Source organism: Pseudochelatococcus sp. B33 (assembly GCF_053570585.1).
Genome location: NZ_JBSEFH010000011.1, coordinates 1 through 25034 on the forward strand (window position 1 = coordinate 1; position 25034 = coordinate 25034).

Sequence of the window (25034 nt, forward strand, 5' to 3'; positions counted from 1 at the left end):
CCCCCCCCCCCCCCCCCCCCCCCCCCCCCCCCCCCCTCTCCCGGTTCAGCTTGCGGCCTTCCGTTGGACGTCGGAGGCGGCGGCGGTCTGGGCGTCGGTCGCCGGACGGTCGACGCGTTGCCCGGCAAGGGCGGGATCCTCGCCCGATGCGATATAGGCCTTCAGCCTGTCGAGGGAGGCGAAGCGGAAGATGCCGTGCGGCGTCTCGGCCTCGATCGCGCCGTCGTCGAACATCACGTAGAGGTTGCCGCCAGCGCGGTAGGAGCCGACGATCGCCGGCGCGCCGTTCCCGGCCGGCCGGGGCGGGGTGGCCTCGTCCGATTCGGGCTTTGCGGATGCGGCCTCCGGCTCATCGGGGCCGGAATCGTCCGCGCGCTCGCTATCGGCCGATGCCCGCGGTGCCGCGCTCTCGCCGGTGCCTGCGGCGCCCTTGCCTGATGGAGCCCCGTCGTCCGCGGTGGCAGACGCTGCGCCTTTCGCGTCCGAGTGATCCGCCGCGCCGGCGTCAGGGGGGCTGTCGTCCGTTGGCGCCTTATCGGCCGGCCGTGCGTCGGCCGCGGCGTCCTTCGTCTGGAGGGCTTGCGCCGCTTCATCGATCCGGGATTCGGGCGTGTCCGCCATCGCCAGCCGTTCGCGGGCGCGCTCGGCGGCGGTAGGCCCTGGCGGCGGCGCCGGCGCGTCGGCCTCCGCTACCGGCTCGGGTGCCTTCTCGGGAGCGGGCTTCTCGCCCCGGCCGAGCCGAGACCAGAACGAGCGCGGCTGCTTCCCGGCGTCCGCGCCGGCGCTGCGGCCGGCATCGCCGGTCGTCGGTGCGATGGCGGCGGGCCTGTCCTCGGCTTCGGGCCGAATGGCGTCCTGCCTCCCGTTGCCGTGCAGCGAGATCTGGATTCTCAGCGCCGACGAACCCGCCGCCTCGACCCCGTCTTCGGACGATGCGTCGCTGTCGGTCTTCCGGGGTGGCGGCGCCTGCGGCGCGTCTGGCGCTTCCACCGAGGGTTCGGCTGGCAGAGGACCGGCTGCCAGGGGACCGGCTGGCAGGGGACCGGCTGCCAAGGATTCGGCCACCGAAGGCTCGGCATTCCGGGGTTCGGCATTCCGGGGTTCGGCATTCAGGGGTTCGGCCGGCGCCACCGGCTCGGGCGGGGCCGGCACCACGGGGTCGATGCGCGGCCGCCGCGCGGCATGCGCGTCCGCCGCCTCGCCGGGGTGCTCGGCGAAATCGTCGGCGGAATAGAGCAGGTGGGAGGGCAGGGCCTCCGGCAGAACGTCGGCCAGGCGGTCCGGCAGGCGGCGCAATTCGCGGATCAGCATGGCGATGCCGAGCAGGAGCACGCCGCCGGTGGCGACGACGCTGCCGGAGATCACCATCGACCAGCCTCGTTCGAGAACGATCATGCCCGAGCCGATGAACACGGCGCTGAGGCCGCTACCGATCAGCAGGCAGGCGAGTACGGTGCTGAGAAAAATCATACGACAGGCACTCTTGCAAAGGAAACAGGACCGGCGAACCGGAAGCCGGAGAAGGCCGTCGGACAGCCCGCCCCCGCGCACCTGCATATCAATGGCACATCAGCCCTGAAAACATTGACACCATCACGAAGGGTAAAGTGTTTCCAAAACTGCGACGGTTGCCCCGCCCCCCGCAGCGGGAAACTTTCCCGAGGACCCGGCGGCAGGTCATCCTCCTGACACGATAGCGCGTGAAGCTTTCACTGAACTGCCTTGTCGTTTGGTAAACTATGGACGGGAATCTGCTCAAATCAAGGCGCTACGTCTGACGGGCGTATCGAACGGCAGGGTCGGGGCCGCGACAACCGGCCACGGCATGACCGGCCACGGCATGGGCCTTCATGCGCGATGCCGGCCCGCGCTTCGACCGAGGCCGGAATCTGGGCCGTTGCCCGGGGGATATCGGCATTGGGCCGCGTCAGTTCAACCGGGCGACGAAGCGTCAGGCCCGCAGTGAAGTGTCAGGCCCGCAGTCCTGTCCATCAATTTATAAGGTCCATGGACCTCATATGAAATATCGCCTAAGATCATTCGATACGAAGTGGGGCCGTCATGAAACGTCGCGAATTTCTGCTTTCGTTGTCAGCCGTCGCTGCCGTTGGTAATGTAACCGCCATTGAAGCTGCGGATGTCGGGTCCGACTCTCGCGCCGCAAACCGAGCATCAAACTCCGAGGAGCCTGCCGTGACCTTTACGCTTCCCGATCTCCCCTATGCCCACGACGCCCTGCAGCCCTACGTGTCGCGGGAAACGCTCGAGTACCATCACGACAAGCACCACAAGGCCTATGTGGACACTGGCAACAAGCTGCTCGAGGGCACCGATCTCGCCGGCAAATCGCTCGAAGAGATCGTGAAGGCCTCGTTCGGCACCAATCAGGCGCTGTTCAACAATGCTGGCCAGCACTACAATCACCTGCACTTCTGGCATTGGCTGAAGCCCAACGGCGGCGGCGCCATTCCGGGCGAGCTCGAAAAGAAGATCATCGAGGATCTGGGCTCGGTCGAGAAGGCCAAGGAAGATTTCATCCAGGCCGGCATCAGCCAGTTCGGCTCGGGCTGGGCGTGGCTTGCGGTCAAGGATGGCAAGATCGTCGTTCAGAAGACCCCCAACGGCGAGAACCCGCTCGTCCACGGCGCGACGCCGATTCTCGGCGTCGACGTTTGGGAGCATTCCTACTACATCGACTACCGCAACCGCCGTCCCGATTACCTGAAGGCGGTCGTCGACCATCTGGTGAACTGGGAATACGTCGCCGAGCTCTACAGCAAGGCCATCTGAGCCCGGCCGACACCCGTTCGCGCAAATGAGAAGGCCCGGAGGTGAAACCCTCCGGGCCTTCTTCATTGCCTGCCCGCCGGCCGGCGCCGGCTCAGGAAGCCGCTTCCAGTTCCGCCGAGGCGGCGAGCCATTCCTCCTCGGCCTGGGCGAGGGCGAGGGCGGCGTCGGAGCGCATCTTGGCGAGTTCGGCCGCCTTCTCGGGATTCCTGCTGAACGTGTCCGGGGCGGCGAGCGCGGCGTCGATCCTGGCGATGCCGTCGCTCAGCTTGTCGATGCGCGCCTCGAGCGTTTCGATGCGCTTGCGCAGGGGAGCGAGCGCGCTGCGCGTGCGGGCGGCCTCGCGCCGGCGATCGGCCTTCTCGCCGCCGCCCGCCGGCGTTGCCGCGCTCTCGCGCGCGGGCGGTGCGCCCCCGGCGAGCACGAACCTGCGGTAGTCGTCCATATCGCCGTCGTAGGGCTTCACCGAGCCGTCCGACACCAGCCACAGCCTGTCGGCGCAGGCTTCGATCAGGAAGCGGTCGTGGCTGATGAGGACGACAGCGCCGGAGTAGTCGTTGATGGCCTCGATCAGCGCCTGACGGCTGTCGATGTCGAGGTGATTCGTCGGCTCGTCGAGGATGATGAGGTGCGGCGCGCCGAAAGCCGCGAGGCCGAGCAGCAGGCGGGCCTTTTCGCCGCCCGAGAGCTGCGCCACCGGCGTCTCCGCCTTGGCGACGGGAAAGCCGAGGCTTGCCGCGCGCGAGCGCTGCTGCGCCTCCGTCGCCTCGGGCATGAGCGCCGCGATGTGCTGCAGGGGCGTGGCGGCGGGGTTGAGCTCGTCGAGCTGATGCTGGGCGAAATAGGCCACGCGCAGCTTGGCGGCGCGCGTCACCGTGCCCTTCATCGGCTCGAGCCGGCCCGACAGCAGCTTGGCGAAGGTCGACTTGCCGTTGCCGTTGGCGCCGAGCAGCGCGACGCGGTCGTCCGGCAGCAGCGTGAGGTTGATGCGGTCGAGCACGATTCGCTCGCCGTAGCCGGCCGCCGCTCCTTCCATGGCGATGATGGGCGGCGACAGCGGCCGCTCCGGCCCCGGCAGATGGAAGGGGATCGATTCCTCCTCCGTGATGGCGGCGATGGGCTCCATCTTCTCCAGCCGCTTGATGCGCGACTGCGCCTGTTTCGCCTTGGAGGCCTTGGCGCGGAAGCGGTCCACGAAGCTTTGCAGGTGCTTGCGCTCCGCCTCCTGCCTGACGCGCGCCTTGGCGACGAGCGCCTGCCTTTCGCGCCGCTGGCGGTCGAAGGCGGTGAAGCCGCCGCGATAGAGCGTGAGCTTCCCGCGGTCGAGATGCAGGATGTGGTCGACGCAGGCGTCGAGCAGTTCCCGGTCGTGGCTGATGATCAGCGCGGTGTACGGATAGCGGCCGAGATAGTCGTAGAGCCACAGGGTGCCTTCGAGGTCGAGGTAGTTGGTCGGCTCGTCGAGCAGCAGCAGGTCGGGCTCGGTGAACAGCACGGCCGCGAGCGCCACGCGCATGCGCCAGCCGCCGGAAAAGGACGCGCAGGGCCGCGCCTGCGCCTCGGCGTCGAAGCCGAGGCCGTGCAGGATGCTCGCCGCCCGCGCCGGGGCCGAATGCGCGCCGATGTCGACGAGCCGCGTCTCGATCTCCGCCCGGCGCAGGTTGTCGGTGGTGCTCTCGGCCTCGCGGATGAGCGCGGCGCGCTCAAGGTCGGCGGCCAGCACCACGTCGAGCAGCGATTCGGGGCCACCCGGCGCTTCCTGCGCCACCGCGCCGATGCGTTGGCCGCGCGGCAGCGAGATGGTGCCGCTCTCGGACGCGAGCTCCCCCAGCAGCAGCTTGAACAGCGTGGTCTTGCCCGCGCCGTTGCGGCCGACCAGGCCGACGCGCGCGCCCGGGGGAATCACCGCATCCGCGTGGTCGAGAATGAGCCGGGCACCGAGGCGGTAGGTGAGATCGTTGATCTGAAGCATGGTCCGAATGAGCAAGGCGGTGCCGCCGGGGGCGGGGCCGTCCGGCAGGCAGGCGATAGAGGAAATATTAAGCTCTCTTGTTGCCCGAAACGCCCGTTTCCACAAGGTGAGCGGCCAATCCGAATTCCATCGGCACCCCTTCCAAATTCTTTGCAAACCCCCTGCGACCCCCCTGCAAACCCCTTGTCAGCTTTGATCGGCAAGAGAACATGATACGATCATAAAGAGATCATAAAGGGGGCATGCGACGGATATTTGAACGGCTGCCGAAATTTTATTGCGCAACGACAATTTTGTCGGTGCGTATGTGGACGATTATGGAAAGCTGCCGCCGGAACCCAGGTCTCATATCGAGAAAAACACAACCGCGCCATGGCCATGGACCACGAATCATTGTGGACGACATGTGGCGGTTTTGTTGATGTTCTGTGGATAACTTCGCAAAATGGCCTTGATTGCGGAAACGTTCCGCTTCCGCATGCCCCTTCATGTTTTGCGATTGCCGGCGATTCGACGCCCCTGTGCGCCAAGCCAACTCGCTCAATATCGCGTCGCGATTGCGGTGTCACCCGGTTTTTTGATTGTCCGGCGTAATCCACAGCCTTCTTCCGGGCGGGCGATGCTTGACACCTCCTCCGGCGCTTTTATACCAACGCTTCCGGTCTTCGACCGTCGCGTTATGAGCATCGCTCAGGCGCCGCGCGGCCTGGCCCGATCTCAACAAGTCAAGCTCGTCGAGATCGGGTATACACACAACGCGAGTGCGCCGGAACGGCTGTCGGCGACGTAAAAGGGATGCTCCGCTCTTGAACGACGCTCCTTCCGATCCGGCGATCGCCGTACCGCGCTCCGGCCAGGAGCAGATCGAGCCGCAGATTGACCTGCAGACCGCGCCGCAGCGGCTGGCGGGGCTGATCGCGTCGCGTGCCGCGCGTGTCGGCGTCATCGGCCTCGGCTATGTCGGCGTGCCGCTGGCGCTCGCGGCGGCGGAGGCGGGCTTTCCGGTCGTCGGCTTCGACATCAACGCGGAGCGGGTCGCGCGTCTCAACGAGGGCGCGAGCCTCATCCGCCACATCCCCGACGCCCGCATGCGCGATGCGCGCGCTTCCGGCCGCTTCGAGGCGACGGCCGATTTCGCCCGGCTCGGCGAGGCGGACGTCATCGTCATCTGCGTGCCCACGCCGCTCACCCGCCAGCGGGAGCCGGACCTGTCGTTCGTGGCGGCCACGGCGCGCGCGATCCGCGATACGCTGCGGGCGGGGCAGCTCGTCGTGCTCGAATCCACCACCTGGCCCGGCACCACGCGCGAGATCGTCAAGCCCGTGCTGGAGGAGACGGGCCTTGCGAGCGGGCGCGATTTCCTGCTCGCGTACTCGCCCGAGCGCGAGGACCCCGGCAACGCCTCCTTCGCGACGCACGCCATTCCGCGCGTCGTCGGCGGCGACGGGCCGCAGGCGCTCGCCTGCGCCACGGCGTTCTACGACGCGCTCGTCGTCGAGACCGTCCCGGTGACGTCGCTGGAGGCGGCGGAGGCGGTGAAGCTGACCGAGAACATTTTTCGCGCTGTGAACATCGCCCTCGTCAACGAGCTGAAGGGCGTCTACCGGGCCATGGGCGTCGACATCTGGGAAGTCGTCGACGCGGCGAAGACCAAGCCGTTCGGCTTCATGCCGTTCTATCCCGGTCCCGGGCTCGGCGGGCACTGCATCCCCATCGACCCCTTCTATCTGACGTGGAAGGCGCGCGAGTTCGACATCGTCACCCGCTTCATCGAGCTCGCCGGGGAGATCAACACCGCCATGCCGCACCGGGTGGTGGACGATCTCGCGGCCGCGCTCGACCGTTCGATCGGGCGCGGGCTCAACGGCGCGCGCGTTCTCGTGCTCGGCGTGGCCTACAAGAAGAACGTCGACGACACGCGCGAAAGCCCGGCGCTCAAGCTGATCGACCTCATCGAGGCGCGCGGCGGGGCGTGCGACTATCACGATCCCTTCATCGCCGCGCTGCCGGTGACGCGGGCGCATCCCGCGCTCGCGGGGCGCCGGTCGGTCGCCCTCGCGCCCGAGGCGCTGGCGCGCTACGACGCCGCCCTCGTCGCCACCGATCACGACGGCGTCGATTACGCCGCGGTGGCGCGCCACGTGCCGCTCATCGTCGACACCCGCAACGTGTTTGCCCGCTCCGGCATCCGCGCGGCCCATATCGTCAAGGCGTAGAGCCGGACGGGCCGCCCGTCGGCTCCGGCCCCACGACGGCCAGCGCGAAGCCGTCCCAGCCCTTTGCGCCCACCGTCTGGATGGCGGTGGCGTCGAGCCGCGGTTCGTCGGCCAGCAATTGCAGAAACGAACGGACACCGGCGATGTCGGCATCGCCACTCGCCGAATCGATGACCCCGCCGCGGCGCACGACATTGTCCGCGACGATCACCGTGCCCGGCCGCGACAGCTGCAGCGCCCACTTGAGATAATGCGGATTGTTGGGCTTGTCGGCATCGATGAAGATCAGGTCGAAGGGGCCTTGCAGCGAAGGCAGCACGTCGAGCGCCGCGCCGACGTGCAGGTCGACGCGCTCGCTGACGCCCGCGTTCTCGATGTTGCGCCTCGCCACGGCGGCATGGTGGTCGAGCATTTCTATCGTCACCACGGTGCCGTCGGCGGGCAGGGCGCGGGCCAGCCATATCGTGCTGTAGCCGCCCAGCGTGCCGATTTCCAGAACCCGTCTCGCCCGGGTGATCTGCGCCAGCAGGGCGAGAAGCTTGCCGTACAGCGGCGATATGTCGATCGGTGGCAGGTTGGCCGCCGCGTTCTCCGCCAGCGCCGCTTCCGGCGCCCGGTCGTGGGCGGAGGCCAGCAGCACGCCGGCAAGATAGTCGTCGACCGCAGCCCACGCGTCGGCATCGGCCGGCGGCGCATCAGAGAGCTTATTCACCATCGCAGTCCTCGCTTTCGTTCCGTTCGTCCGAAACGGACGCTTTCCGCCGGGAGAGCGATCCGCATTTCCACAGCAAACCGTCGCCGCCGAAACCGGAAACGCCGTGTCCGTCCGTCGGTTCCGCAAATCCGGTATTTCACTTTTGCTGATATCTTATATCGTGCTCTGCCGATTCGAATATGAGAGAGCGGGGTAACGGGATGGGCGACCTCGGCCGTGTGCCGTTTTTTCAGGATGCCGGGATCGATCTCGACCGGTTCGCGCCGCGCCTGCATTGGCGGCGGTTCGTGACGGGCGAGGTGCTCATCGATTACGAGGACAAATCCACCGACGTGTACTTTCTCGTCTCCGGCGAGGTGCGCGTGCTGGTGCGCACCCAGGCCGGGCGGGAGATCATCCTCGACGACATGCGCGCCGGCCAGTTCTTCGGCGAGCTCGCGGCCATAGACGGCATCGGCCGCTCGGCCAACGTCGCGGCGCTCACGCAGGGAGAGGTATGCGTGGTGCCGGCCAGCGTGTTCCGCGACATCGTCTTCGCCTCGCCGGCCGTGGCCGACCGGCTGCTGCGGCTGCTGGCCCAGCGTGTGCGCGAGTTGAACGCCCGCCTGACGGAACACGCGGTGCTCGATCTGCGCCACCGGCTCTATGCCGAGCTGCTGCGCCTGTCCGCGGCGCGGGTGGGCCACCCCGGCGAGCGGGTGATATCGCCGCCGCCCTATCATCACGTGCTGGCGGCGCGAATCGGCTGCCGGCGCGAGCAGGTGACGCGCGAGTTCACGACCCTGTCGCGCGACGGCATCGTCGAGCGCACGCGCGGCGCGCTGGTGCTCAAGCAGCCGGAGGTGCTGCGCGAGCGCGTCAGCGTCGCCATGCGGGAAGTCGGATGAGGGAAGCGGGCAGGGGCGCCGGCGCCGGCCAACGGGGCCGATGCGTCGCGCGGTTGACGCCGTTGTGCGATACTGTCATGCAACGTCCCTGCAGCTGATTTTAACCATGCCCGGATCGGACCGCCGCGATCGGGTGGGCGCGATTGGGAGGCGTGAGGTCTCGACATGTCGATCTACGATTCCATCAGGCAGGGGCTGACGCCGATCCACAAGGAAGGCTATCCCTTCATCGCCGTCGCGGCCGTCGCCTCGCTCGTGCTGGGGCAGCTGTGGTCGCCGTTCGGCTGGATCGGGCTGATCGTAACGCTCTGGATCTGCTACTTCTTCCGCGATCCCGAGCGACACACGCCAGTGCGGGAGGGGCTGGTGATCGCGCCTGCGGACGGGCGCGTCAGCTCCATCGTCGACGTGCTGCCGCCGCCGGAACTGGAGCTGGGCGAGGCGCCGCATCTGCGCGTGTCGATCTTCATGAACGTGTTCGACTGCCATGTGAACCGCAGCCCGGTGGACGGGGTGGTCGAGCGCGTGGTGTACACGCCGGGCATCTTCATCAATGCGGATCTCGACAAGGCCAGCGAGGACAACGAGCGCAACGGCCTCGTCATCGTTTCGGGCGAGACGCGGATCGGCGTGGTGCAGATCGCCGGCCTCGTGGCGCGGCGCATCGTCTCCTTCGTCAGCGAGGCGGACACGCTGCAGGCGGGGGAGCGCTTCGGGCTGATCCGCTTCGGGTCGCGCGTCGACGTCTACCTGCCGGCGCATGTTCAGCCGCTCGTCGGCGTCGGCCAGCGCACCGTCGCCGGGGAAACGGTGCTGGCGGATCTTTTCGGGGAACAGTCCGCGCGGACGTTCCGCGCCGCGTGATGCGCGCCAATTCCGTTTTCCTGCCGTCGCCCGTCGTGTATGAGTGGCGTGCATGAGTGACCTGTTCCCCCCCTTCGTCCCCGACCCCGACGAGCCGCGCCGTCGCCGGTTCCGTCCGATCCCGCTGCGGCTTCTCGTGCCCAACGTCATCACGCTGCTGGCCCTGTGCCTGGGGCTGACGGCGATCCGGATGGCGATCGAATCGCGTTTCGAACTCGCGGTGATGGCGATCCTGCTGGCGGCCGTGCTCGACGGCGCCGACGGGCGCGTGGCACGCCTGCTGAAGGGCACGTCGCGTTTCGGGGCGGAGCTCGATTCGCTGTCGGATTTCGTCAATTTCGGTGTCGCGCCGGCGCTGCTGCTCTACGCGTTCATTCTGGACGAGATGAAGTCGCTCGGCTGGATCGCGGCGATCGTCTACGCCATCGCCGCCGCCCTACGGCTGGCGCGCTTCAATGTCATGCTCGACGATCCCGCGCGGCCGGAGTGGCAGAAGAACTATTTCGTCGGCATGGCCGCGCCGGCGGGTGCGCTCACCGTGCTGCTGCCGGTCTATCTGCACTTCATCGTCTGGCCGGTGGGCTGGCTCGCCGCGCCCATCGTCGCCCTCTATACCGTCGCCATCGGCCTGCTGATGGTCAGCCGCATTCCGACCTATTCCGGCAAGACGCTCGGCCAGCGCATCGCCCGCGACATGGTGCTGCCGCTTTTCGTGATGGTGGTGTCGGTGGCGGCGCTGCTGGTGAGCTTCCCGTTCCACGTTCTGGCCGTGGGGACGATCGCCTATCTCGTCTCGCTGCCTTTCGGCGTGGCGCGCTATCACGCGCTCGAGCGGGAGGATCAGGCCGCGCGCGATGCCGCCGCGGAAGCGGCGGCGGATGCCGGCAACGATTCGGCCGACGGGTCCGGGCAGGGGCCGGCCCCGGGGGAACCGACGGCGGATCCGCCCACGCACGGGGTCTGAGCCAGTCCTGCTTGGCCGGGCCCTATTTGCCGGCGAGGCGCTTGGCGGTGAGGCGTCTGGCGTTCGCCTTGACGCGCCGGCGCGCCGGGCCTGCGCTCTGGTCGGCGATGCTCATGATCTTCTTCGGCAGATCCCGCGGGCCGACGCGGCCGAAGGCCATGTCGATCCACAGCCGCTGCCACGCCTGCACGGCGACGAGGCCGGCTTCCATCGCCACGGCCGCCTTTTCGGTGAAGGCGCGGCGCGTTTCGGCGCTCATCGGATGGGTGGGGTCGAGCGTATCGTAGACGAACGCCGGCCAGCGGAAGGCGATCGTGGTCGCGGCCGCCTGGGCGGTCTCGGTCGCTTTCGCGATCCGGGCGTTGGTGAGAGGGGGAGGGAGGCGCTTGGCTGACATGGGGTTTCCGCAGATCCTCGGATATTGTCCGACCGAATATCGATCCGACATGTCCGCATCACGACAATGGACCGGGAACATTATAGCAATTCTTTTCGCGATGGTCGGTTCCATGTTAAGCCAACGAAGGCGGGGCGGCCCGTTCGTGTTTCCGGGCCGCGTTCGTCCATGGGTGTTCTGGAGAGAAACTTGAGCGATATCAGTATCCGGCAGGAAAACGCAGCCGCGCGGGCGCAGATGTCCGAGCGGGCGCAAGTCTCCGATCCTGGCCCCGATCTTGCCGCAGGGCCGGGTGTGCGTGAGCGCGAGAGCTGGCGTCCCGAGCTCGTTCTCGCCTCGGCGTCGCCGCGCCGGCTCGCGCTGCTGGAGCAGATCGGCATCGTGCCCGATTCGCTCCTGCCGGCGGATATCGACGAAACGCCGCAGCGGGGCGAGAAGCCGCGCGACTACGCGCGCCGCGTCGCCTGCGCCAAGGCGGCGGCGGCGCGCGCGCTGCTCGGGGCGCGGGGGGAGGGCGGCGAGGGCCAGTCCGACGCCTTCATCCTCGCCGCCGACACGGTCGTGGCGCTGGGGCGCCGCATCCTCCCCAAGGCGGAGATTGCCGAGGAGGCGGCGGAATGCCTGCGCCTGCTGTCGGGGCGCACGCACCGCGTCTATACGGCGCTGTCGCTCATTTCGCCCAAAGGCCGGGAGCGCGACCGCGTGATCGAGACGCGCCTGCGTTTCAAGGCGCTGTCCCGCGCCGAGCTCGACGGCTATCTCGCCAGCGGCGAATGGCGCGGCAAGGCGGGGGGCTATGCCATACAGGGGCTCGCGGGCTCCTTCGTGGTGAAGCTCGTCGGCTCCTATTCCGCCGTCGTCGGCCTGCCCCTCTATGAGACGGCGGCGCTGCTCGCCGGGGAGGGCTATCCCGTGCACCGGCAGTGGCTGAACCTGTGACGATTGCGATGACTGACATGCCCGACCCTGTCAACGACAACGACGATCCCGCCGGCAAGGCCGGGGACGACGCCGCGCCGCCTGCCGGCCGGTGCCCGATCTGCGGCAAGCCGACCGAGTTGCGGTGGCGGCCGTTCTGTTCGCGGCGCTGCGCGGATATCGACCTGCATCGCTGGCTGTCGGGCGGCTACGCCATTCCCGCTTCCGACACCCCGCCGAAAGATGGCGAGGACGATGCGTGAGGGCCCGCAGGGCCTGTGGAGAAAATCGCGCGAACCATCGATCTCGCGCTGGACATCAAAACCCGATGTCTCTATAAGGACCGGATCGTGGGCGGCGCCAAACGCCGCCGTCGCAGAAAGCCCAGATAGCTCAGTTGGTAGAGCATGCGACTGAAAATCGCAGTGTCGCTGGTTCGATTCCGGCTCTGGGCACCATATACCTTTCCACTGACGTTCAGGAGCGCCACGGATACCCCGCTGGCACTAAAATCTCGCCTTCAACAGTGTTCGGGGATCGGGCATGCCCGTAACCGCGCCGGCGGTGGGCGGCGGCAATCAGCAACCACGGGAAATCGGTCGTGGCTCACTGAGCGTTGTGTTCGGAGCTTTCATACAGGCGAACGGCGAGATAGCCGAACGCAACCACAAGGGCCGGGGCTGCGACGAAGGCGAGAAGCCAGTGACCGGCCATATTTCAGGCGTGACGATGAATATTCTTCCGGCCCGCTTTCGTATGCTTGCCGTATTGCTCGTCGAACCGCTTGGCCGACAGCCACGAAAGGAGGATGCTGCCGCCGCCAAAAGCAGCCGCGAACACGCCAAGCCATATCGTAATGGTCCACAGGTCGCTTTCGCTCATGGCTCAATCCTCGCTACGCATGAACTGGAACATCCAATTCGCCCCTATATGTAGGGCAAAAGCGAATAGAATCCAAATCACGATTGCCGGCGACGATCCTGTCCAACTGTTTGAGACCCCCGGAACGACGAACGCCGCGCCAAAAATGCCGAGTGCGACCGCGTTCATGGAGTTGGCGCGGAGCTTCACCCGCTCGTTGTTCCGCTTCGCAGCCAGCTTTCGTTGCGACGCCTCGCGCTGGGCAACGGCTTCTTCCGATAGATCGTTATCGTCGCTCATTCGGCCCGGTCCTTCCGCAGCCGCACCCCCGGCCCGTCGCCGTTTTCCTCTACGAAGATGACGCCTGCGGCCTCAAGGGCGGCGCGGATGGCGGCGCGGTTGTTTGGATTGGGAACGCGCTGCCCTTTCTCAAAGCTGACGACTGTGTTTCGAGAGACGTTCGCGGCCGTTGCGAGCGTGGCTTGGCCCATCTCTATCAGCGCTCGTGCGGCTCGGGACTGTGCTGGCGATATGATCATTATGCCCAATGTTGCGCATGAAGATTGAGATGGTGCGCCCTATGTTGGGCATTATGATCAACGTATAGCATGAATCGCAATCAACGGAGCAACATCGATGCGAAACCTCACCCGTTCCGCAATCGCGGCCGTATGCCCTGCCGCCGGCGCTATCGTGTTCGGCGCCTATCCGGGCGGGGCGGCGTCGGTTGTCCGGATAGCCGAGGGCGCGGCATGACATCGACCCGGCTGACCGACGGGCGCATCCCGCATTTTCCGGGGCCGGGCGCCTTCGTCGATTCCGTCGGCATCGTCACGGCGCTCCCCGACGAGTTGCCCAAGCTCGTGCCGCTGATCCGCGAGGATGAGCTGCTGCTCTTCACCAGACGGCTGGTCGACGGTGCGCGCAAACGCCGTTTCAACGACCGGTACCGGGACGTGAACCGAAGCCGCCTGCTGTTCGCGCGCCTGTGCATCGATCGGGCGCCGAGCGGCTGGGCGGCGAAAGCGCCGGTGGTCGGCGAGGGATAGGGCAAAATGCATTAAATCTGAATCGCTATTTTGCTCTATCCATTTGTTTATGCATAAAATTCATCCAAAAAACGGCACCCGTTTTCTGGTTTGATGCAGTAGCGGGTGCGGCGCGATGCGCCGATCGCGCGGAAGGTTCTTCACCTGCCGTATTTTCCCGGATAAGGTGCCGGCGGAAGAAACGCCTGATTGAGAAAGGGATGACATGTCGGTGGCGCGCCCGCGTCCGCTCGTTGCGGGCAATTGGAAAATGAATGGCCTCAAGCTGTCGGCGCGCGTGTTCGCGTCGATCATTCAGGGCTATGACGCGGTGCTGCGCAACAAGGTGGAGCTGCTGGTATGCCCCCCCGCGACGCTGACCGTCACCTTCGGCGTCGTCGCGGTCGGATCGGGCGTGGCCGTCGGCGGGCAGGATTGCCATGCGAAGGCGTCGGGCGCGCATACCGGCGACGTCTCCGCCGCCCAGCTCGCGGACGCCGGGGCGAGCTATGTCATCGTCGGCCATTCCGAACGGCGCGCCGACCATGGCGAGACCGACGCGGCGGTGCGCGCCAAGGCGCTCGCCGCGCGCGCGGCCTGGCTGACGCCGATCGTCTGCGTCGGCGAGACCCGCGCCCAGCGCGAGGGCGGCAACGCGCTCGACATCGTCCGCGCCCAGCTCGACGGCTCGCTGCCGGAGACCGCCGACCGCGGCGATCTGGTGGTGGCCTATGAGCCGGTATGGGCCATCGGCACAGGCCTCACCGCGACGCCCGTTCAGGTGGCGGAGGTGCATGCCATTGTCCGCGACGTGCTGGTGGCCCGCTACGGTGACGAGGGCAGGGCGATTCGGATCCTTTACGGCGGTTCGGTCAAGCCCGACAACGCCTACGACCTGCTGTCGGCCGGGAATGTCGACGGCGCGCTCGTCGGCGGCGCGAGCCTCGAGGCGGCGGATTTTCTTGCCATCGCCGAATATTATCGCTGACCGGCGCAACGCGCGGGGGAGCCGTCGAAAAAACGCCGGACCCCCCTTCTTTGCGGTCACACAATGTTTATGTTACAGCATGCATCCGACGTGCGGGCGCGGCCGCTTGGCGGCCCTCCTGGCGTTGACAGGCGACGGGGTTCGACGCCTTCACCTGTCCAAACGACTGATGTTTCCCCATGCCCGGGCGGCCTGAGCCGTTGCCGGGTTTCGGGCCTGTGACCGGTTATCGGACTGACTGGCCAGGATTTCGACAGGCTCTGGATTCTGATATGCAAAGCGTTTTGATCATCGTTCATCTTATCATCGTGCTGGCGCTCGTCGGCGTCGTGCTGTTGCAGCGCTCCGAGGGCGGCGGCCTTGGCATGGGCGGTGGCAGCAGCAGCGGCGCCGGTTTCATGACCGGGCGCGGACAGGCGAACGTGCTCACGCGCACCACGGCGGTTCTCGCGGCGCTGTTCTTTCTGACGAGCCTCGGCCTCACGATCCTTGCCGGCCAGCAGTCCGGCCCGCGGTCGATTTTCGACGGCACGACGGCTCCCGGCACGACCGCGCCCACCGACGCGCCTTCCGGCGACAGCGGCTTCGAGCGGCTGCAGCGGCTGCAGGAGAGCGAAACCCCGCAGGCCCCCGCGCCCGCGCAGGAGGCGCCGGCCCCCGCCCCGGCCGCGCCCGCGCCGACGGGGCCGCAGGTTCCCAACTTCCAGTAAGCCAAGGGACCGGGACGCGTAGATTAGAGCGGCGGACGTTTATCGCTCAGCATTCGGCCGCTCTATCTCTTTGTTTACGCATCAAATTTATCCAAAAAACGGTACCCATTCTTTGGTTTGATGCTTCAGGAGGGCCGGGGGTTCCGGCCCTTTCTCTTTGGATAGTACAGGATAGTCGCTTCAATCGGCGTGACAAACGAAAGTCGTTCCGCCTATTGATGTATTGATGGGAGGGGATGAGAATCGCCATGGCGCGGTACGTATTCATCACTGGCGGCGTTGTTTCATCCCTGGGCAAGGGCCTGGCCTCGGCGGCGCTGGGCGCACTGCTGCAGGCGCGCGGCTATCGCGTGCGGCTGCGCAAGCTCGATCCCTATCTCAACGTCGATCCGGGCACGATGAGCCCCTACCAGCATGGTGAGGTGTTCGTCACCGACGACGGCGCGGAAACCGATCTCGACCTCGGCCATTACGAGCGCTTCACCGGCCGCCCCTGCACGCGCGAGGACAACGTCACCACCGGCCGGCTCTATCTCGACATCCTCACCCGCGAGCGGCGCGGCGAATATCTCGGCGCCACCATCCAGGTCATCCCCCACGTCACCAACGCCATCAAGGATTTCGTGCTCACCGGCAACGAGGACGCGGACTTCGTGCTGGTCGAGATCGGCGGCACGGTCGGCGACATCGAAAGCCTGCCCTTCCTGGAGGCGATCCGCCAGCTCGGCCAGGAACTGCCGCGCAACCACGCCGTCTTCATGCATCTGACGCTGCTGCCCTACATTCCGGCGGCAGGCGAGCTCAAGACCAAGCCGACCCAGCATTCGGTCGCCGAACTGCGCTCCATCGGCATCCAGCCGCATATCCTGCTGTGCCGCTCCGACAGGGCGATCCCGGTCGAGGAGCGGCGCAAGCTGTCGCTGTTCTGCAACGTGCGCGAGAGCGCCGTGATCGAGGCCCGCGACGTCGCCTCCATCTACGACGTGCCGATCGCCTATCACAACGAGGGGCTGGACGACGAAGTGCTCGCCGCCTTCGGCATCGAGGGCTCGCCCCAGCCCGACATCGGCCGCTGGCTGGAGATCGCCGAGCGGGTCAAGAACCCCGAGGGCGAGGTCACCATCGCCATCGTCGGCAAGTACACCGGCCTCAAGGACGCCTACAAGTCGCTGATCGAATCGCTCACCCACGGCGGCATCAGCAACCGGGTGAAGGTCAATATCGACTGGATCGAGAGCGAGATCTTCGAGCGCGAGGACCCGGCGCCGTTTCTGGAGCATGTCAACGGCATCCTGGTGCCGGGCGGCTTCGGCCAGCGCGGGGCGGAGGGCAAGATCAAGGCCGCCACCTTCGCGCGCGAGCACAACGTGCCCTATTTCGGCATCTGCTTCGGCATGCAGATGGCGGTGATCGAGACGGCGCGCGCGCTCGCCGGCATCGCGGACGCGAACTCGACCGAATTCGGCCCCACGAGCGAGCCCGTCGTCGGCCTGCTGACCGAATGGACCAGGGGCAACAGCCTGGAAACCCGCGCCGCCGACAGCGATCTGGGCGGCACCATGCGGCTTGGCGCCTACAAGGCGGTGCTGGACGAGGGCAGCCGCGTGGCCGGGATCTACGGCGCAAGCGAGATTTCCGAGCGCCATCGCCATCGCTATGAGGTGAACCTCGCCTACCGCGAGCGTCTCGAGGCCGCGGGCCTGCATTTCTCCGGCCTGTCGCCGGACGGCCTGCTGCCCGAGATCGTGGAGCGGGCGGATCATCCGTGGTTCGTCGGCGTGCAGTTTCATCCGGAGCTGAAATCGCGCCCCTTCGCGCCGCACCCCCTGTTCAGCAGCTTCGTCGCGGCGGCGTTGAAGCAGAGCCGGCTCGTCTAAAGCAATTTGCCGCAGCATCAAACCAAAGAATGGGTACCGTTTTTTGGAAGGGTTTGCTGCTTTGACGAAAAGATGGAGCGGCGGCGCGATTCGGATTTTGTGTCCGCCGCTCTAAAGCGACTTGCGTTTGATTTGAACATCGAATTAAACGCAAATCGCGGAAAAATATAGAGAATAGAGCGGGTTGCTCAATAGGCCCTGATTCAGCAATTGTGCAACCTGCTCTAAACGCAAACCCGAGCGATGGTGATACGATAATGGTCACGACATTTGGTCAGTTCATCGATTTTCTCATCGACTTCATCATTGCGACGTTCCTTGTCGGCCTCTACCTGCTGATCTACACATTCGCGACGGCGCACAACGAGTTCGCGCTCATCCGGCGCAACGTCGTCTCGGCCTCGCTGTCGCTGGGCTTGAGCCTCATCGGCTTCGCGATCCCCCTGTCGAGCGCCATCGTCAACACCAATACGCTCGTCGACCTCGTGGTCTGGGGTGTGATCGCCATCGTGGTGCAGATCATCGCCTACTTCTTCGTGCGGATCCTCATCCCGGATCTCACGCGGCGCATCGCCGACGGCGAGGTCGGCACGGCGACGTTCCTCGGCGCGGTGTCGCTGACGGCGGGCATCGCCAACTCGGCCTGCATGACGATATGATGGCGCTGATGAAGGCGGAGGCCGGCCATGGCTGAACAGGGTGCGCAGAACATCGTCACGGTGGGCGAGGGGCCGGGCGCGGTGCGCTTCGGTAACGAGCTGCCGCTCGCGCTGATCGCCGGCCCCTGCCAGATGGAGAGCCGCGCGCACGCCCTGGAGACGGCGGCTGCCATCAGGGAGATCGCGGAACGGGTCGGCATCGGCGTGGTGTTCAAGACCTCGTTCGACAAGGCGAACCGCACCTCGATCAAGGCCGCGCGCGGCGTCGGACTTCAGGAGGCGCTGCCGGTCTTCGCCGAGATCCGCGAGACACTCGGCCTGCCGGTGCTGACAGACGTCCACCTGCCGGAGCAGTGCGGGCTGGTCGCCGAGGTGGTGGACGTCCTGCAGATCCCCGCGTTCCTGTGCCGCCAGACCGACCTGCTCGTGGCGGCGGCCGCGACCGGGCGGGCGGTGAACGTGAAGAAGGGGCAGTTCCTCGCGCCCTGGGACATGCGGCATGTGGCGGCCAAGATCACGCAAAGCGGCAATCCGAACGTACTCCTGACGGAGCGCGGCGCGTCCTTCGGCTACAACACGCTGGTGAGCGACATGCGCTCGCTGCCGATCATGGCGGAAACGACCGGCGCGCCCGTGATCTTCGACGCCACCCATTCCGTGCAGCAGCCGGGCGGGCAGGGCGCGTCATCGGGCGGCGAGCGCCGTTTCGTGCCGGTGCTGGCGCGGGCGGCCGCTGCGGTCGGCGTTGCGGGCGTGTTCATCGAAACCCACGAGAACCCGGACGCCGCACCCTCGGACGGGCCGAACATGGTGCCGCTCAACGAGCTCGAAGCCCTGCTGCGGCGGCTGCTGGCGCTCGACGCAGTGGCGAAGGGGCGGGGGTGAGCGCCGGGGCCTGCTGCTGACAGGCCAGTGCCGGTTTCAGCTCGATTTTTCGAACGCAGCTTCAGCCTGCTCTTGTCGCACGGCATCAATCAGCGCGCCGTGGATCTGGCGGCGGCCTTCCATGTTGAAGCGCTGCTGGGCATCGGGCTTCTGGGCGAAGCCTGCAATCAGATCACTCAACGCCTCGCTCGGGCTCAGACCCAGAGGCGCCGCGGCGGCGACGCGCTTGAACGCCTCAACGGTGTATACGCCGCAGGAATTGGGCGCTTTGCCCTGCAAGTCGGCTTCTAGGCGCATGATATTCTTCTCGGCTATACCAAGCCCCTTCAGCGCAGGGACGAGCTGATGCTTGATTCCGGGTTTGGGGGCGCCATCGGGAGCGATACGATCTTCATAGTAGCCGCCAATCGAATCGAAAAGTACCGCTTTGGGCTTGTTGTCGTCATTCGTATCTTTGTAGATGACCAGACTCAGCCAATGGCTGTTGTGCTGAAGCGGGACGAAAAGCAGTTTCTCGCCGTTGCCGAATGCCTTGAGCAGATTGGCGGGGTTGGTCAGTAGACCGTTGCCAAAGGCGGCCTCAACGCATGCAAGAGTTCCCGGCGACTGTTTGGCGACTGCGGCGAGGCCCGTAGTCACTTCGGGGACGCTCAGAAATCTTGCTTTACTCCAAGGATCTTCGCGTTCGTCGGAGGTGGGCTGTTTTTTGGGGAACGCTTCATCCATATCGGCACTGCTGTCGACTCCCCGTGCCTCGCCGACGATGTCCGCAACGACTTTCCGGTGGATTTCCGACCCCGCCTGCGTGGCGGCACCTGCCATGTAGAGCAGCTTCGGGGGACTAGTTACATCGGCCGCGCGGCCTTTGTCCTCGTCGCCCGAAAGAACAGGCGTCGCCTTACCCCATGCGGACAACGACAGCGTCCTACCGAAGCCTTCAATCAACCTGAGGCTTTGCCGGGCGATTTCCGTGTCGACGCCCGGGCCGATGCTGTGGATGCCGGCGTCTGTATCCGGTTTTCCCGAAAACAGATCGAACAGGATGTTCTCGGCTTCCGCGCCAATCTTGTCCGGCCTCGCGGCGAGATTGACGAGCAGCTCGATACTGTCGGCGTCGCCGTCGGCCGCGTTGGCATGCAGGATGCTGATAGCCTTGTCGTCGAGCGGGGTCGTCGGGTTCAACAAGGATTCCAGATGAGCCGTCGTAAGCCCTGAAATATAGGAAACGTCCGACATCGGAAACGCCCTTCACAATCCATCAATAAACAAAATAACACGCCGCGTCATAAACGGCAGATTATGCGGCAATAATAGCGCAACGGGCTTCCATGTCAATCAAATCGCTGTTCAGCGCGCCATTTGTGTCGCGCATCAGCTCCTCCTCGGCCGCGGCGCCGCCCCGCCGCGCTTCAACACCAGCGTCGCCCAGCCTTCCCTGTCCGTGCGCTTGTCGAGCCGCAGGCCCTGGGCGGCGTAGGCAGCGAGGATGCCCGGCACGTCCCGCGCCAGCAGGCCGGAGAGGACGAGCGTGCCCGGCCCCGCCAGCACGCGGGCGATGGCCGGGGCGAGCTGGCGCAGGGGCTTCGCCAGGATATTGGCGAAGATGAGATCGAACCGGCGCGGCCGGTCGGCAAGGGCATGGCGGACGCCGGGTGCCGCATAATAGCGGATGTGGTTGCCCGCGCCGTTCAACCGCGCGTTGGCGCGCGCGACCTCGACGGCCACGGGGTCGATGTCGCCGGCGATGACCTCATGGTTGAGGGCGCGGGCTGCGGCGAGCGCCAGGATGCCCGTGCCGGTGCCGACGTCGAGCACCCGTTGCGGACGGCGCTTGCGCAGCGTGTCGACCAGCGCCAGCAGGCAGCCGAGCGTCGTGCCGTGGTGGCCGGTGCCGAACGCCAGCGCGGCGTCGATCTCGATGGCGATGTCGTTCGCCTTCACCGTGTGCCGGTCATGGCTGCCGTGGACGAGGAAGCGCCCGGCGCGCACCGGCTTTAAGCCATCGAGGCTCGCCTGCACCCAGTCCTTCTGGGCGATGGCGGAAAAGACCACGCCGTCGGCCTTCCCGCCGATGACGAGGCGCAGCAGGTCGCGCACGGCGGCCTCGTCCGGCGCGTGGGCGAAATAGGCCTCGACATGCCAGACGCCCGCCTTGGTCTCGAAGGCGGCGACGGCGGTCTCGGTGGGGTCGAACACCTCGCCGAGCAGGTCCGCCATGGCGCGGGCGGCGTTCTCGTCGGTGTCGAAACGCAGCACATGGGTGGGGCTGGGCGGCAAAAGGCCCTCGTACATCGGCATCGGGTTTACTCTGGAAGGGGGTGGCGGACGGACCGCCTTTACGCCGGTTTGACGAAGCTGTCGACCACGGTCTTGCGGCCGGCCTTGTCGAAATCGATGGCGAGCTTGTTGCCGTCCGCACTCTCCACCGTGCCGGGGCCGAACTTCTGGTGAAACACCCGGTCGCCCGGCTTGAAGGCCGAGGCGGGCCCGGAGGAGCGGGCGACGATCTCGCCCTCGATGATGCGGCCCGTATCCCGCCCTGCGCCGCGCCGCCCGCCGGGCGGCATGCCCGTGGCGGTGTGGGGTGCGTTCTGGCGCGCCCGCGCCCAGCCCGGCGTGTCGTAGGTGGAGCCGAAGGAGCCGGCCGCCTGGTCGAAGCGGCTGCGGCCGTAGCCGCCATAAGAGAAGGCGGCCGGCGCCTCCGTCACCTCGACATGGGCCTCGGGCAGCTCGTCGATGAAGCGGGAGGGGGCGGTGGCGTTCCACAGCCCATGGATGCGCCGGTTCGAGGCGAACATGATGCGCGCCGACTTGCGCGCCCGCGTGATGCCGACATAGGCGAGGCGGCGCTCCTCCTCGAGCCCGGCGCGGCCCTGCTCGTCGAGGGCGCGCTGGTTGGGGAACAGCCCTTCCTCCCAGCCGGGCAGGAATACGGTGTCAAACTCGAGGCCCTTGGCGGCGTGCAGCGTCATGATCGACACGCGTGCATCCGAATCGTTCTCCGCCGCCTCCATCACCAGCGAGACGTGTTCGAGAAAGCTCGGCAGATCGGGGAATTCCTCCAGCGAGCGCACCAGCTCCTTGAGGTTTTCGAGGCGGCCCGCGGCGTCGGGCGAGCGGTCGGCCTGCCACATGGCGGTGTAGCCGGATTCCTCGAGCACGGTCTCGGCCAGCTCCGTGTGCGGCACGGTCGCGAGCTGGCGCGACCAGCGGTCGAAGCTCGCGATGAGATCGCGCAGGGTGGCGCGCTGCTTCGGCTTCAGCTCCTCGGTTTCGAGGAGGGCGCGGGTCGCCTGGATGAGTGGCACGCCGGCGTGGCGGGCGTAGGCGTGCAGCGTCTGCAAGGTGGCGTCGCCGAGGCCGCGCTTGGGCGTGTTGTAGATGCGCTCGAAGGCGAGATCGTCCGCCTGCGACACCACACAGCGGAAATAGGCCAGCGCGTCGCGGATCTCCAGCCGCTCGTAGAAGCGCGGGCCGCCGATGACGCGGTAGGGCAGGCCGAGCTGCACGAAGCGGTCCTCGATCTCGCGCATCTGGGCCGAGATGCGCACCAGCACGGCGATCTGCGACAGGTCCTCGCCGCGCGACTGCGCCAGTTCGATGGCCTCGCCGATCTGGCGCGCCTCCTCCTCCGAATCCCACGCGCCGGTGATGGTGACGCGGTGGCCGGGGTCGTCCTCGGTGCGCAGCGTCTTGCCGAGGCGGCCCTCGTTGTGGGCGATGAGATGCGACGCGGTGGCGAGGATGTGCGCCGTCGAGCGGTAGTTACGCTCCAGCCGCACCACGGCGGCGCCCGGAAAATCGTGCTCGAAACGCAGGATGTTGTCGACCTCCGCCCCGCGCCAGCCGTAGATGGACTGGTCGTCGTCGCCCACGCAGCAGACGTTCTGGCGCCCCTGCGCCAGAAGGCGCAGCCACAGGTACTGGGCGACGTTGGTATCCTGATACTCGTCCACCAGGATGTAGCGGAAGCGCTCCTGATAGCGGGCGAGCACGTCCGGGTTCTCGCGGAACAGGCGGATGGTCTCGACCAGCAGGTCGCCGAAATCGGCGGCATTGAGCACCTTCAGCCGCTCCTGATAGAGCCGGTAGAGCTCGGCCGCCTTCCCGTGGGCGAAGCCGTGCGCCTCGCCGGCGGAGACGCGCTCGGGCGTGATGGCGCGGTTCTTCCAGTTGTCGATAAGAAGGGCGAGCTGGCGTGCCGGCCAGCGCTTGTCGTCGATGTTCTCCGCCCTGAGGAGCTGCTTCAGCAGGCGGATCTGGTCGTCGGTGTCCAGAATCGTGAAGTCGCTCTTGAGGCCGACGAGCTCCGCGTGGCGGCGCAGGATCTTGGTACCGATGGAGTGGAAGGTGCCGAGCCACGGCATGCCTTCGGCCACCGCACCCACGAGGGCGGTGATGCGCTCCTTCATCTCGCGCGCGGCCTTGTTGGTGAAGGTGACGGCCAGGATCTGCGACGGGAAGGCGGCGCCGGTGGCGATGATGTGGGCGATGCGGGTGGTGAGCACCCGCGTCTTGCCCGTGCCGGCGCCGGCGAGCACCAGGAGCGGCCCCTCGATGGTCTCGACCGCGCGCCGCTGCTCCGTGTTGAGGCCGGCGAGATACGAATCGGCCGGCCGCGCGGCAGCCCGCGCCCGTTCGGTGAGGGACAGGGCAGGGGCGGCGGGCGCTGGATCGGGGCGTGAATGGGGCACGGACTTCAAATGCTTTCGGTTTCTGGTGGCAGAGCCGCGTGCGGCGCGGACGTCGCGCGGGATGGTACGCCCAAAGGAATCGTACGCCCAAAGCGATCGCGCGCCGCGATGCGAAGCACTATATAATGCACTGAACAGGGCAAGGCCAACGGCGCATTTCGCTGCCGCTGGGCCTGCAGACTATCGGGAGAGCAGGAAACATGGGGGCAACGGGCAGCAATTCGTGGTCGAACATTCTCTGGCGGGGCGTTCGGCTGGCCGCGCTCGCGGCATTGGGCGCGTTCGCGGTCGCGGCCGCGATCGACCCGGCGCTTGCCCAGACCAACAGGCAGCAGCGCGAGTTCCGGGAGGGGAACAGGCAGATCCAGCAGCAGCTCGACAATCAGCAGCGGGATCAGCAGCTCCAGTTCCAGATGAACCAGTTGCGCGATCAGCAATTGCGCCAGCAGCAGTTCCAGCCGCCGCCCGCGCCGTCGATCGGGCCGCCGCGTCGATGACCCGGATCAACGGCTGCGGCGCGGCCGTTCCGGCGTCTGGTCGAAGCGCTTCTTGAGGATTTCCACGCGGGCGGAGGTCAGCTCCGCGGCGCAGAAGCCGTGCTCATCCTCGCCGATATAGTTGCGGCAGACGGTGGCGCGCTCCGAGGAGAAGGCCGCCTGCTCGGCCGCCGCCTGCCGCTGCTCGTCGCCGGAAAGGCGCCGCAGCAGCCGGCGCGAGACGTCGCGCATGTCGCGCTCGGCCCGCCCGCGCTGACGTTCGATGGTCGACGTGCGGCCGACGAGCTCCTCGCCCGGCGGTCCCCAGAGTCCTTCGGGAGACAGGCGGCAGTCCGCCTGCGCGAAGCTGCACTCGCCATCCGGAATCGACACCCGCACCGAGTGTTCCAGCACCTCGACCACCAGCGGGCAGACCGACGATTGCAGCCGGTAGCGCGAGTTGCGGTAGGGCTCCTCGATGGGCAGCATCGGGGTGGGCTCGCCGCCGCCCAGATCGATGACGCATTGCTCGCCGGGAGCGGATATCACGCGCCCGGCCGCCTTCAGGTGGAGGCCGACGAGGCCGGGTCCGCGCTCGACGATCAGCAGTTCACCGCCTTCCTCCGACGCGTTGCCTGCGAAAAAATGCTTCTGGCCGGTGACGTCCGTGGGCAGGGGAGCTGCCACGGGGGCGGCGACCCGCGCTGATTCGCCCGTCTGCTGCTGTTGCTGCGGCGACTGGGCGGGCGCTGGGCGGGCCGGGCGCGACGGCGTCTCGGCGGCCGGCGGCACGGCGCCCGGCAGGACGAGAGGACCCGGAGTCTGCGCGCCAACGCCCGTATTCAGCAGGATCGCCGACACTACGAGAGACACAGATGCCGTTCTGGACATCGCAACCCCCATCTTTCGCCTGTCCATTTCCGCCGGGTCGCCCCGAAGATTATCGTTATCCCATGAACATCATACTTCCATAAACATCACCCTAATGACGTCCGATGAATCAGTCGATAAACCAGTATAAGCGTACCTGTCAAAAACCCGGAGTTGAGGAGGACCGGGGATCGTGGCTCAGGGCACGGAGCCTGAAGGCAGGGGCCGGAAGCGCCGGCCCGCCGATTTCGTGCGGTTTCGCCGGG

The 25034-nt window shown here is 66.9% G+C and carries 26 protein-coding genes and 1 tRNA gene; 16 read left to right on the forward strand and 11 right to left on the reverse strand.

Going from position 1 to position 25034, the window contains the following annotated elements; all coding sequences use genetic code 11:
• Nucleotides 1-45: 45 nt before the first annotated feature.
• A complete protein-coding gene (locus ACUSIJ_RS13330) occupies nucleotides 46-1470 on the reverse strand; it encodes a hypothetical protein (RefSeq protein WP_449308896.1) in 1425 nt (474 codons plus the stop codon).
• A 723-nt stretch (nucleotides 1471-2193) separates the two neighbouring features.
• On the opposite strand from ACUSIJ_RS13330, the gene ACUSIJ_RS13335 reads away from it, so the two are divergent.
• Nucleotides 2194-2790, forward strand: coding sequence for a superoxide dismutase (locus ACUSIJ_RS13335; RefSeq protein ID WP_449308897.1), 597 nt, complete (start codon nucleotides 2194-2196; stop codon nucleotides 2788-2790).
• A gap of 91 nt (nucleotides 2791-2881) precedes the next feature.
• Here the strand turns inward: ACUSIJ_RS13335 and ACUSIJ_RS13340 are convergent, their stop codons facing one another.
• Entirely contained in the window at nucleotides 2882-4759 is a 1878-nt protein-coding gene (locus tag ACUSIJ_RS13340) for an ABC-F family ATP-binding cassette domain-containing protein (RefSeq protein WP_449308898.1), read from the reverse strand.
• A 445-nt stretch (nucleotides 4760-5204) separates the two neighbouring features.
• Here ACUSIJ_RS13340 and ACUSIJ_RS13345 point away from each other — a divergent pair, with 445 nt between their 5' ends.
• Complete coding sequence (locus ACUSIJ_RS13345) at nucleotides 5205-5549, forward strand: hypothetical protein (protein ID WP_449308899.1); 345 nt, start codon at nucleotides 5205-5207, stop codon at nucleotides 5547-5549.
• A gap of 91 nt (nucleotides 5550-5640) precedes the next feature.
• The gene (locus ACUSIJ_RS13350) at nucleotides 5641-6975 is read left to right on the forward strand and encodes a nucleotide sugar dehydrogenase (protein ID WP_449309077.1); all 1335 of its coding nucleotides are present in this window, start codon (nucleotides 5641-5643) and stop codon (nucleotides 6973-6975) included.
• Here the strand turns inward: ACUSIJ_RS13350 and ACUSIJ_RS13355 are convergent.
• Nucleotides 6965-7690, reverse strand: a complete 726-nt coding sequence (locus ACUSIJ_RS13355; protein WP_449308900.1) for an O-methyltransferase — start codon at nucleotides 7688-7690, stop codon at nucleotides 6965-6967. The two genes, ACUSIJ_RS13350 and ACUSIJ_RS13355, sit on opposite strands and share 11 nt — an antisense overlap.
• Nucleotides 7691-7890: 200 nt before the next feature.
• Here ACUSIJ_RS13355 and ACUSIJ_RS13360 point away from each other — a divergent pair, with 200 nt between their 5' ends.
• The 3 genes from ACUSIJ_RS13360 to pssA all read left to right on the forward strand — a co-directional run bounded on the left by ACUSIJ_RS13360 (nucleotide 7891) and on the right by pssA (nucleotide 10405).
• A complete protein-coding gene (locus ACUSIJ_RS13360) occupies nucleotides 7891-8577 on the forward strand; it encodes a Crp/Fnr family transcriptional regulator (protein WP_449308901.1) in 687 nt (228 codons plus the stop codon).
• 165 nt (nucleotides 8578-8742) lie between these two features.
• The gene (locus tag ACUSIJ_RS13365) at nucleotides 8743-9441 is read left to right on the forward strand and encodes a phosphatidylserine decarboxylase (RefSeq protein ID WP_449308902.1); all 699 of its coding nucleotides are present in this window, start codon (nucleotides 8743-8745) and stop codon (nucleotides 9439-9441) included.
• Between the two features lie 52 nt (nucleotides 9442-9493).
• Nucleotides 9494-10405: a CDP-diacylglycerol--serine O-phosphatidyltransferase gene (pssA, locus tag ACUSIJ_RS13370; protein WP_449308903.1), complete on the forward strand. Its 912-nt coding sequence runs from the start codon at nucleotides 9494-9496 to the stop codon at nucleotides 10403-10405.
• 22 nt (nucleotides 10406-10427) lie between these two features.
• Here the strand turns inward: pssA and ACUSIJ_RS13375 are convergent, their stop codons facing one another.
• Nucleotides 10428-10802 carry a hypothetical protein gene (locus ACUSIJ_RS13375; protein ID WP_449308904.1) on the reverse strand — a complete coding sequence of 125 codons (375 nt, stop codon included), beginning with the start codon at nucleotides 10800-10802 and terminating at the stop codon, nucleotides 10428-10430.
• Nucleotides 10803-11039: 237 nt separating this feature from the next.
• Between ACUSIJ_RS13375 and ACUSIJ_RS13380 the strand changes: the two genes are divergently transcribed.
• The 3 genes from ACUSIJ_RS13380 to ACUSIJ_RS13390 all read left to right on the forward strand — a co-directional run bounded on the left by ACUSIJ_RS13380 (nucleotide 11040) and on the right by ACUSIJ_RS13390 (nucleotide 12178).
• Nucleotides 11040-11741, forward strand: coding sequence for a Maf-like protein (locus ACUSIJ_RS13380; RefSeq protein ID WP_449309078.1), 702 nt, complete (start codon nucleotides 11040-11042; stop codon nucleotides 11739-11741).
• 17 nt (nucleotides 11742-11758) lie between these two features.
• Complete coding sequence (locus ACUSIJ_RS13385) at nucleotides 11759-11983, forward strand: DNA gyrase inhibitor YacG (RefSeq protein ID WP_449308905.1); 225 nt, start codon at nucleotides 11759-11761, stop codon at nucleotides 11981-11983.
• Nucleotides 11984-12102: 119 nt separating this feature from the next.
• Nucleotides 12103-12178 (forward strand) — tRNA-Phe (locus ACUSIJ_RS13390).
• Between the two features lie 259 nt (nucleotides 12179-12437).
• Here the strand turns inward: ACUSIJ_RS13390 and ACUSIJ_RS13395 are convergent.
• The 3 genes from ACUSIJ_RS13395 to ACUSIJ_RS13405 are packed head-to-tail and all read right to left on the reverse strand — an operon-like array spanning nucleotide 12438 to nucleotide 13072.
• Complete coding sequence (locus ACUSIJ_RS13395) at nucleotides 12438-12602, reverse strand: hypothetical protein (protein WP_449308906.1); 165 nt, start codon at nucleotides 12600-12602, stop codon at nucleotides 12438-12440.
• A gap of 3 nt (nucleotides 12603-12605) precedes the next feature.
• Entirely contained in the window at nucleotides 12606-12881 is a 276-nt protein-coding gene (locus ACUSIJ_RS13400) for a hypothetical protein (RefSeq protein WP_449308907.1), read from the reverse strand.
• The gene (locus ACUSIJ_RS13405; RefSeq protein WP_449308908.1) at nucleotides 12878-13072 is read right to left on the reverse strand and encodes an XRE family transcriptional regulator; all 195 of its coding nucleotides are present in this window, start codon (nucleotides 13070-13072) and stop codon (nucleotides 12878-12880) included. Before ACUSIJ_RS13405 ends, ACUSIJ_RS13400 begins: the two co-directional genes overlap by 4 nt.
• A gap of 261 nt (nucleotides 13073-13333) precedes the next feature.
• On the opposite strand from ACUSIJ_RS13405, the gene ACUSIJ_RS13410 reads away from it, so the two are divergent.
• The 6 genes from ACUSIJ_RS13410 to kdsA all read left to right on the forward strand — a co-directional run bounded on the left by ACUSIJ_RS13410 (nucleotide 13334) and on the right by kdsA (nucleotide 18728).
• On the forward strand, nucleotides 13334-13630 hold the full coding sequence (locus ACUSIJ_RS13410; protein WP_449308909.1) for a hypothetical protein: 297 nt from the start codon (nucleotides 13334-13336) through the stop codon (nucleotides 13628-13630).
• Between the two features lie 205 nt (nucleotides 13631-13835).
• A complete protein-coding gene (tpiA, locus tag ACUSIJ_RS13415; protein ID WP_449308910.1) occupies nucleotides 13836-14597 on the forward strand; it encodes a triose-phosphate isomerase in 762 nt (253 codons plus the stop codon).
• Between the two features lie 272 nt (nucleotides 14598-14869).
• A complete protein-coding gene (gene secG / locus ACUSIJ_RS13420; RefSeq protein WP_449308911.1) occupies nucleotides 14870-15307 on the forward strand; it encodes a preprotein translocase subunit SecG in 438 nt (145 codons plus the stop codon).
• 248 nt (nucleotides 15308-15555) lie between these two features.
• Nucleotides 15556-17184 (forward strand): CTP synthase, encoded by a 1629-nt coding sequence (locus ACUSIJ_RS13425; protein ID WP_449308912.1) that lies wholly within the window; start codon nucleotides 15556-15558, stop codon nucleotides 17182-17184.
• Nucleotides 17185-17441: 257 nt separating this feature from the next.
• Nucleotides 17442-17843 (forward strand): DUF350 domain-containing protein, encoded by a 402-nt coding sequence (locus tag ACUSIJ_RS13430; RefSeq protein WP_449308913.1) that lies wholly within the window; start codon nucleotides 17442-17444, stop codon nucleotides 17841-17843.
• Nucleotides 17844-17870: 27 nt separating this feature from the next.
• A complete protein-coding gene (gene kdsA, locus ACUSIJ_RS13435) occupies nucleotides 17871-18728 on the forward strand; it encodes a 3-deoxy-8-phosphooctulonate synthase (RefSeq protein ID WP_449308914.1) in 858 nt (285 codons plus the stop codon).
• Nucleotides 18729-18764: 36 nt separating this feature from the next.
• On the opposite strand, the gene ACUSIJ_RS13440 is transcribed toward kdsA, so the two are convergent.
• From ACUSIJ_RS13440 to ACUSIJ_RS13450, 3 genes are all read right to left on the reverse strand, one after another.
• Nucleotides 18765-19964, reverse strand: a complete 1200-nt coding sequence (locus ACUSIJ_RS13440) for a Ulp1 family isopeptidase (protein WP_449308915.1) — start codon at nucleotides 19962-19964, stop codon at nucleotides 18765-18767.
• A 135-nt stretch (nucleotides 19965-20099) separates the two neighbouring features.
• The gene (locus tag ACUSIJ_RS13445) at nucleotides 20100-21020 is read right to left on the reverse strand and encodes a 50S ribosomal protein L11 methyltransferase (protein ID WP_449309079.1); all 921 of its coding nucleotides are present in this window, start codon (nucleotides 21018-21020) and stop codon (nucleotides 20100-20102) included.
• 44 nt (nucleotides 21021-21064) lie between these two features.
• Nucleotides 21065-23431, reverse strand: a complete 2367-nt coding sequence (locus ACUSIJ_RS13450; protein WP_449308916.1) for a UvrD-helicase domain-containing protein — start codon at nucleotides 23429-23431, stop codon at nucleotides 21065-21067.
• 191 nt (nucleotides 23432-23622) lie between these two features.
• On the opposite strand from ACUSIJ_RS13450, the gene ACUSIJ_RS13455 reads away from it, so the two are divergent.
• The gene (locus ACUSIJ_RS13455; RefSeq protein ID WP_449308917.1) at nucleotides 23623-23919 is read left to right on the forward strand and encodes a hypothetical protein; all 297 of its coding nucleotides are present in this window, start codon (nucleotides 23623-23625) and stop codon (nucleotides 23917-23919) included.
• A 6-nt stretch (nucleotides 23920-23925) separates the two neighbouring features.
• Here the strand turns inward: ACUSIJ_RS13455 and ACUSIJ_RS13460 are convergent, their stop codons facing one another.
• Nucleotides 23926-24789, reverse strand: coding sequence for a hypothetical protein (locus tag ACUSIJ_RS13460; protein WP_449308918.1), 864 nt, complete (start codon nucleotides 24787-24789; stop codon nucleotides 23926-23928).
• Nucleotides 24790-25034: the final 245 nt, after the last annotated feature.

Bases quoted from the DNA above. Each gene is read 5' to 3' on its own strand.
- tpiA (WP_449308910.1), top strand. From the start codon at position 13,836: ATGTCGGTGGCGCGCCCGCGTCCGCTCGTTGCGGGCAATTGGAAAATG.
- ACUSIJ_RS13455 (WP_449308917.1), top strand. From the start codon at position 23,623: ATGGGGGCAACGGGCAGCAATTCGTGGTCGAACATTCTCTGGCGGGGC.
- ACUSIJ_RS13440 (WP_449308915.1), bottom strand. From the start codon at position 19,964: ATGTCGGACGTTTCCTATATTTCAGGGCTTACGACGGCTCATCTGGAA.
- ACUSIJ_RS13460 (WP_449308918.1), bottom strand. From the start codon at position 24,789: ATGTCCAGAACGGCATCTGTGTCTCTCGTAGTGTCGGCGATCCTGCTG.
- ACUSIJ_RS13355 (WP_449308900.1), bottom strand. From the start codon at position 7,690: ATGGTGAATAAGCTCTCTGATGCGCCGCCGGCCGATGCCGACGCGTGG.
- kdsA (WP_449308914.1), top strand. From the start codon at position 17,871: ATGGCTGAACAGGGTGCGCAGAACATCGTCACGGTGGGCGAGGGGCCG.
- ACUSIJ_RS13405 (WP_449308908.1), bottom strand. From the start codon at position 13,072: ATGGGCCAAGCCACGCTCGCAACGGCCGCGAACGTCTCTCGAAACACA.
- ACUSIJ_RS13410 (WP_449308909.1), top strand. From the start codon at position 13,334: ATGACATCGACCCGGCTGACCGACGGGCGCATCCCGCATTTTCCGGGG.
- ACUSIJ_RS13345 (WP_449308899.1), top strand. From the start codon at position 5,205: ATGGCCTTGATTGCGGAAACGTTCCGCTTCCGCATGCCCCTTCATGTT.
- ACUSIJ_RS13425 (WP_449308912.1), top strand. From the start codon at position 15,556: ATGGCGCGGTACGTATTCATCACTGGCGGCGTTGTTTCATCCCTGGGC.
- ACUSIJ_RS13330 (WP_449308896.1), bottom strand. From the start codon at position 1,470: ATGATTTTTCTCAGCACCGTACTCGCCTGCCTGCTGATCGGTAGCGGC.
- ACUSIJ_RS13430 (WP_449308913.1), top strand. From the start codon at position 17,442: ATGGTCACGACATTTGGTCAGTTCATCGATTTTCTCATCGACTTCATC.
- ACUSIJ_RS13380 (WP_449309078.1), top strand. From the start codon at position 11,040: ATGTCCGAGCGGGCGCAAGTCTCCGATCCTGGCCCCGATCTTGCCGCA.
- secG (WP_449308911.1), top strand. From the start codon at position 14,870: ATGCAAAGCGTTTTGATCATCGTTCATCTTATCATCGTGCTGGCGCTC.
- pssA (WP_449308903.1), top strand. From the start codon at position 9,494: ATGAGTGACCTGTTCCCCCCCTTCGTCCCCGACCCCGACGAGCCGCGC.
- ACUSIJ_RS13360 (WP_449308901.1), top strand. From the start codon at position 7,891: ATGGGCGACCTCGGCCGTGTGCCGTTTTTTCAGGATGCCGGGATCGAT.
- ACUSIJ_RS13365 (WP_449308902.1), top strand. From the start codon at position 8,743: ATGTCGATCTACGATTCCATCAGGCAGGGGCTGACGCCGATCCACAAG.
- ACUSIJ_RS13445 (WP_449309079.1), bottom strand. From the start codon at position 21,020: ATGTACGAGGGCCTTTTGCCGCCCAGCCCCACCCATGTGCTGCGTTTC.
- ACUSIJ_RS13375 (WP_449308904.1), bottom strand. From the start codon at position 10,802: ATGTCAGCCAAGCGCCTCCCTCCCCCTCTCACCAACGCCCGGATCGCG.
- ACUSIJ_RS13395 (WP_449308906.1), bottom strand. From the start codon at position 12,602: ATGAGCGAAAGCGACCTGTGGACCATTACGATATGGCTTGGCGTGTTC.
- ACUSIJ_RS13385 (WP_449308905.1), top strand. From the start codon at position 11,759: ATGCCCGACCCTGTCAACGACAACGACGATCCCGCCGGCAAGGCCGGG.
- ACUSIJ_RS13400 (WP_449308907.1), bottom strand. From the start codon at position 12,881: ATGAGCGACGATAACGATCTATCGGAAGAAGCCGTTGCCCAGCGCGAG.
- ACUSIJ_RS13340 (WP_449308898.1), bottom strand. From the start codon at position 4,759: ATGCTTCAGATCAACGATCTCACCTACCGCCTCGGTGCCCGGCTCATT.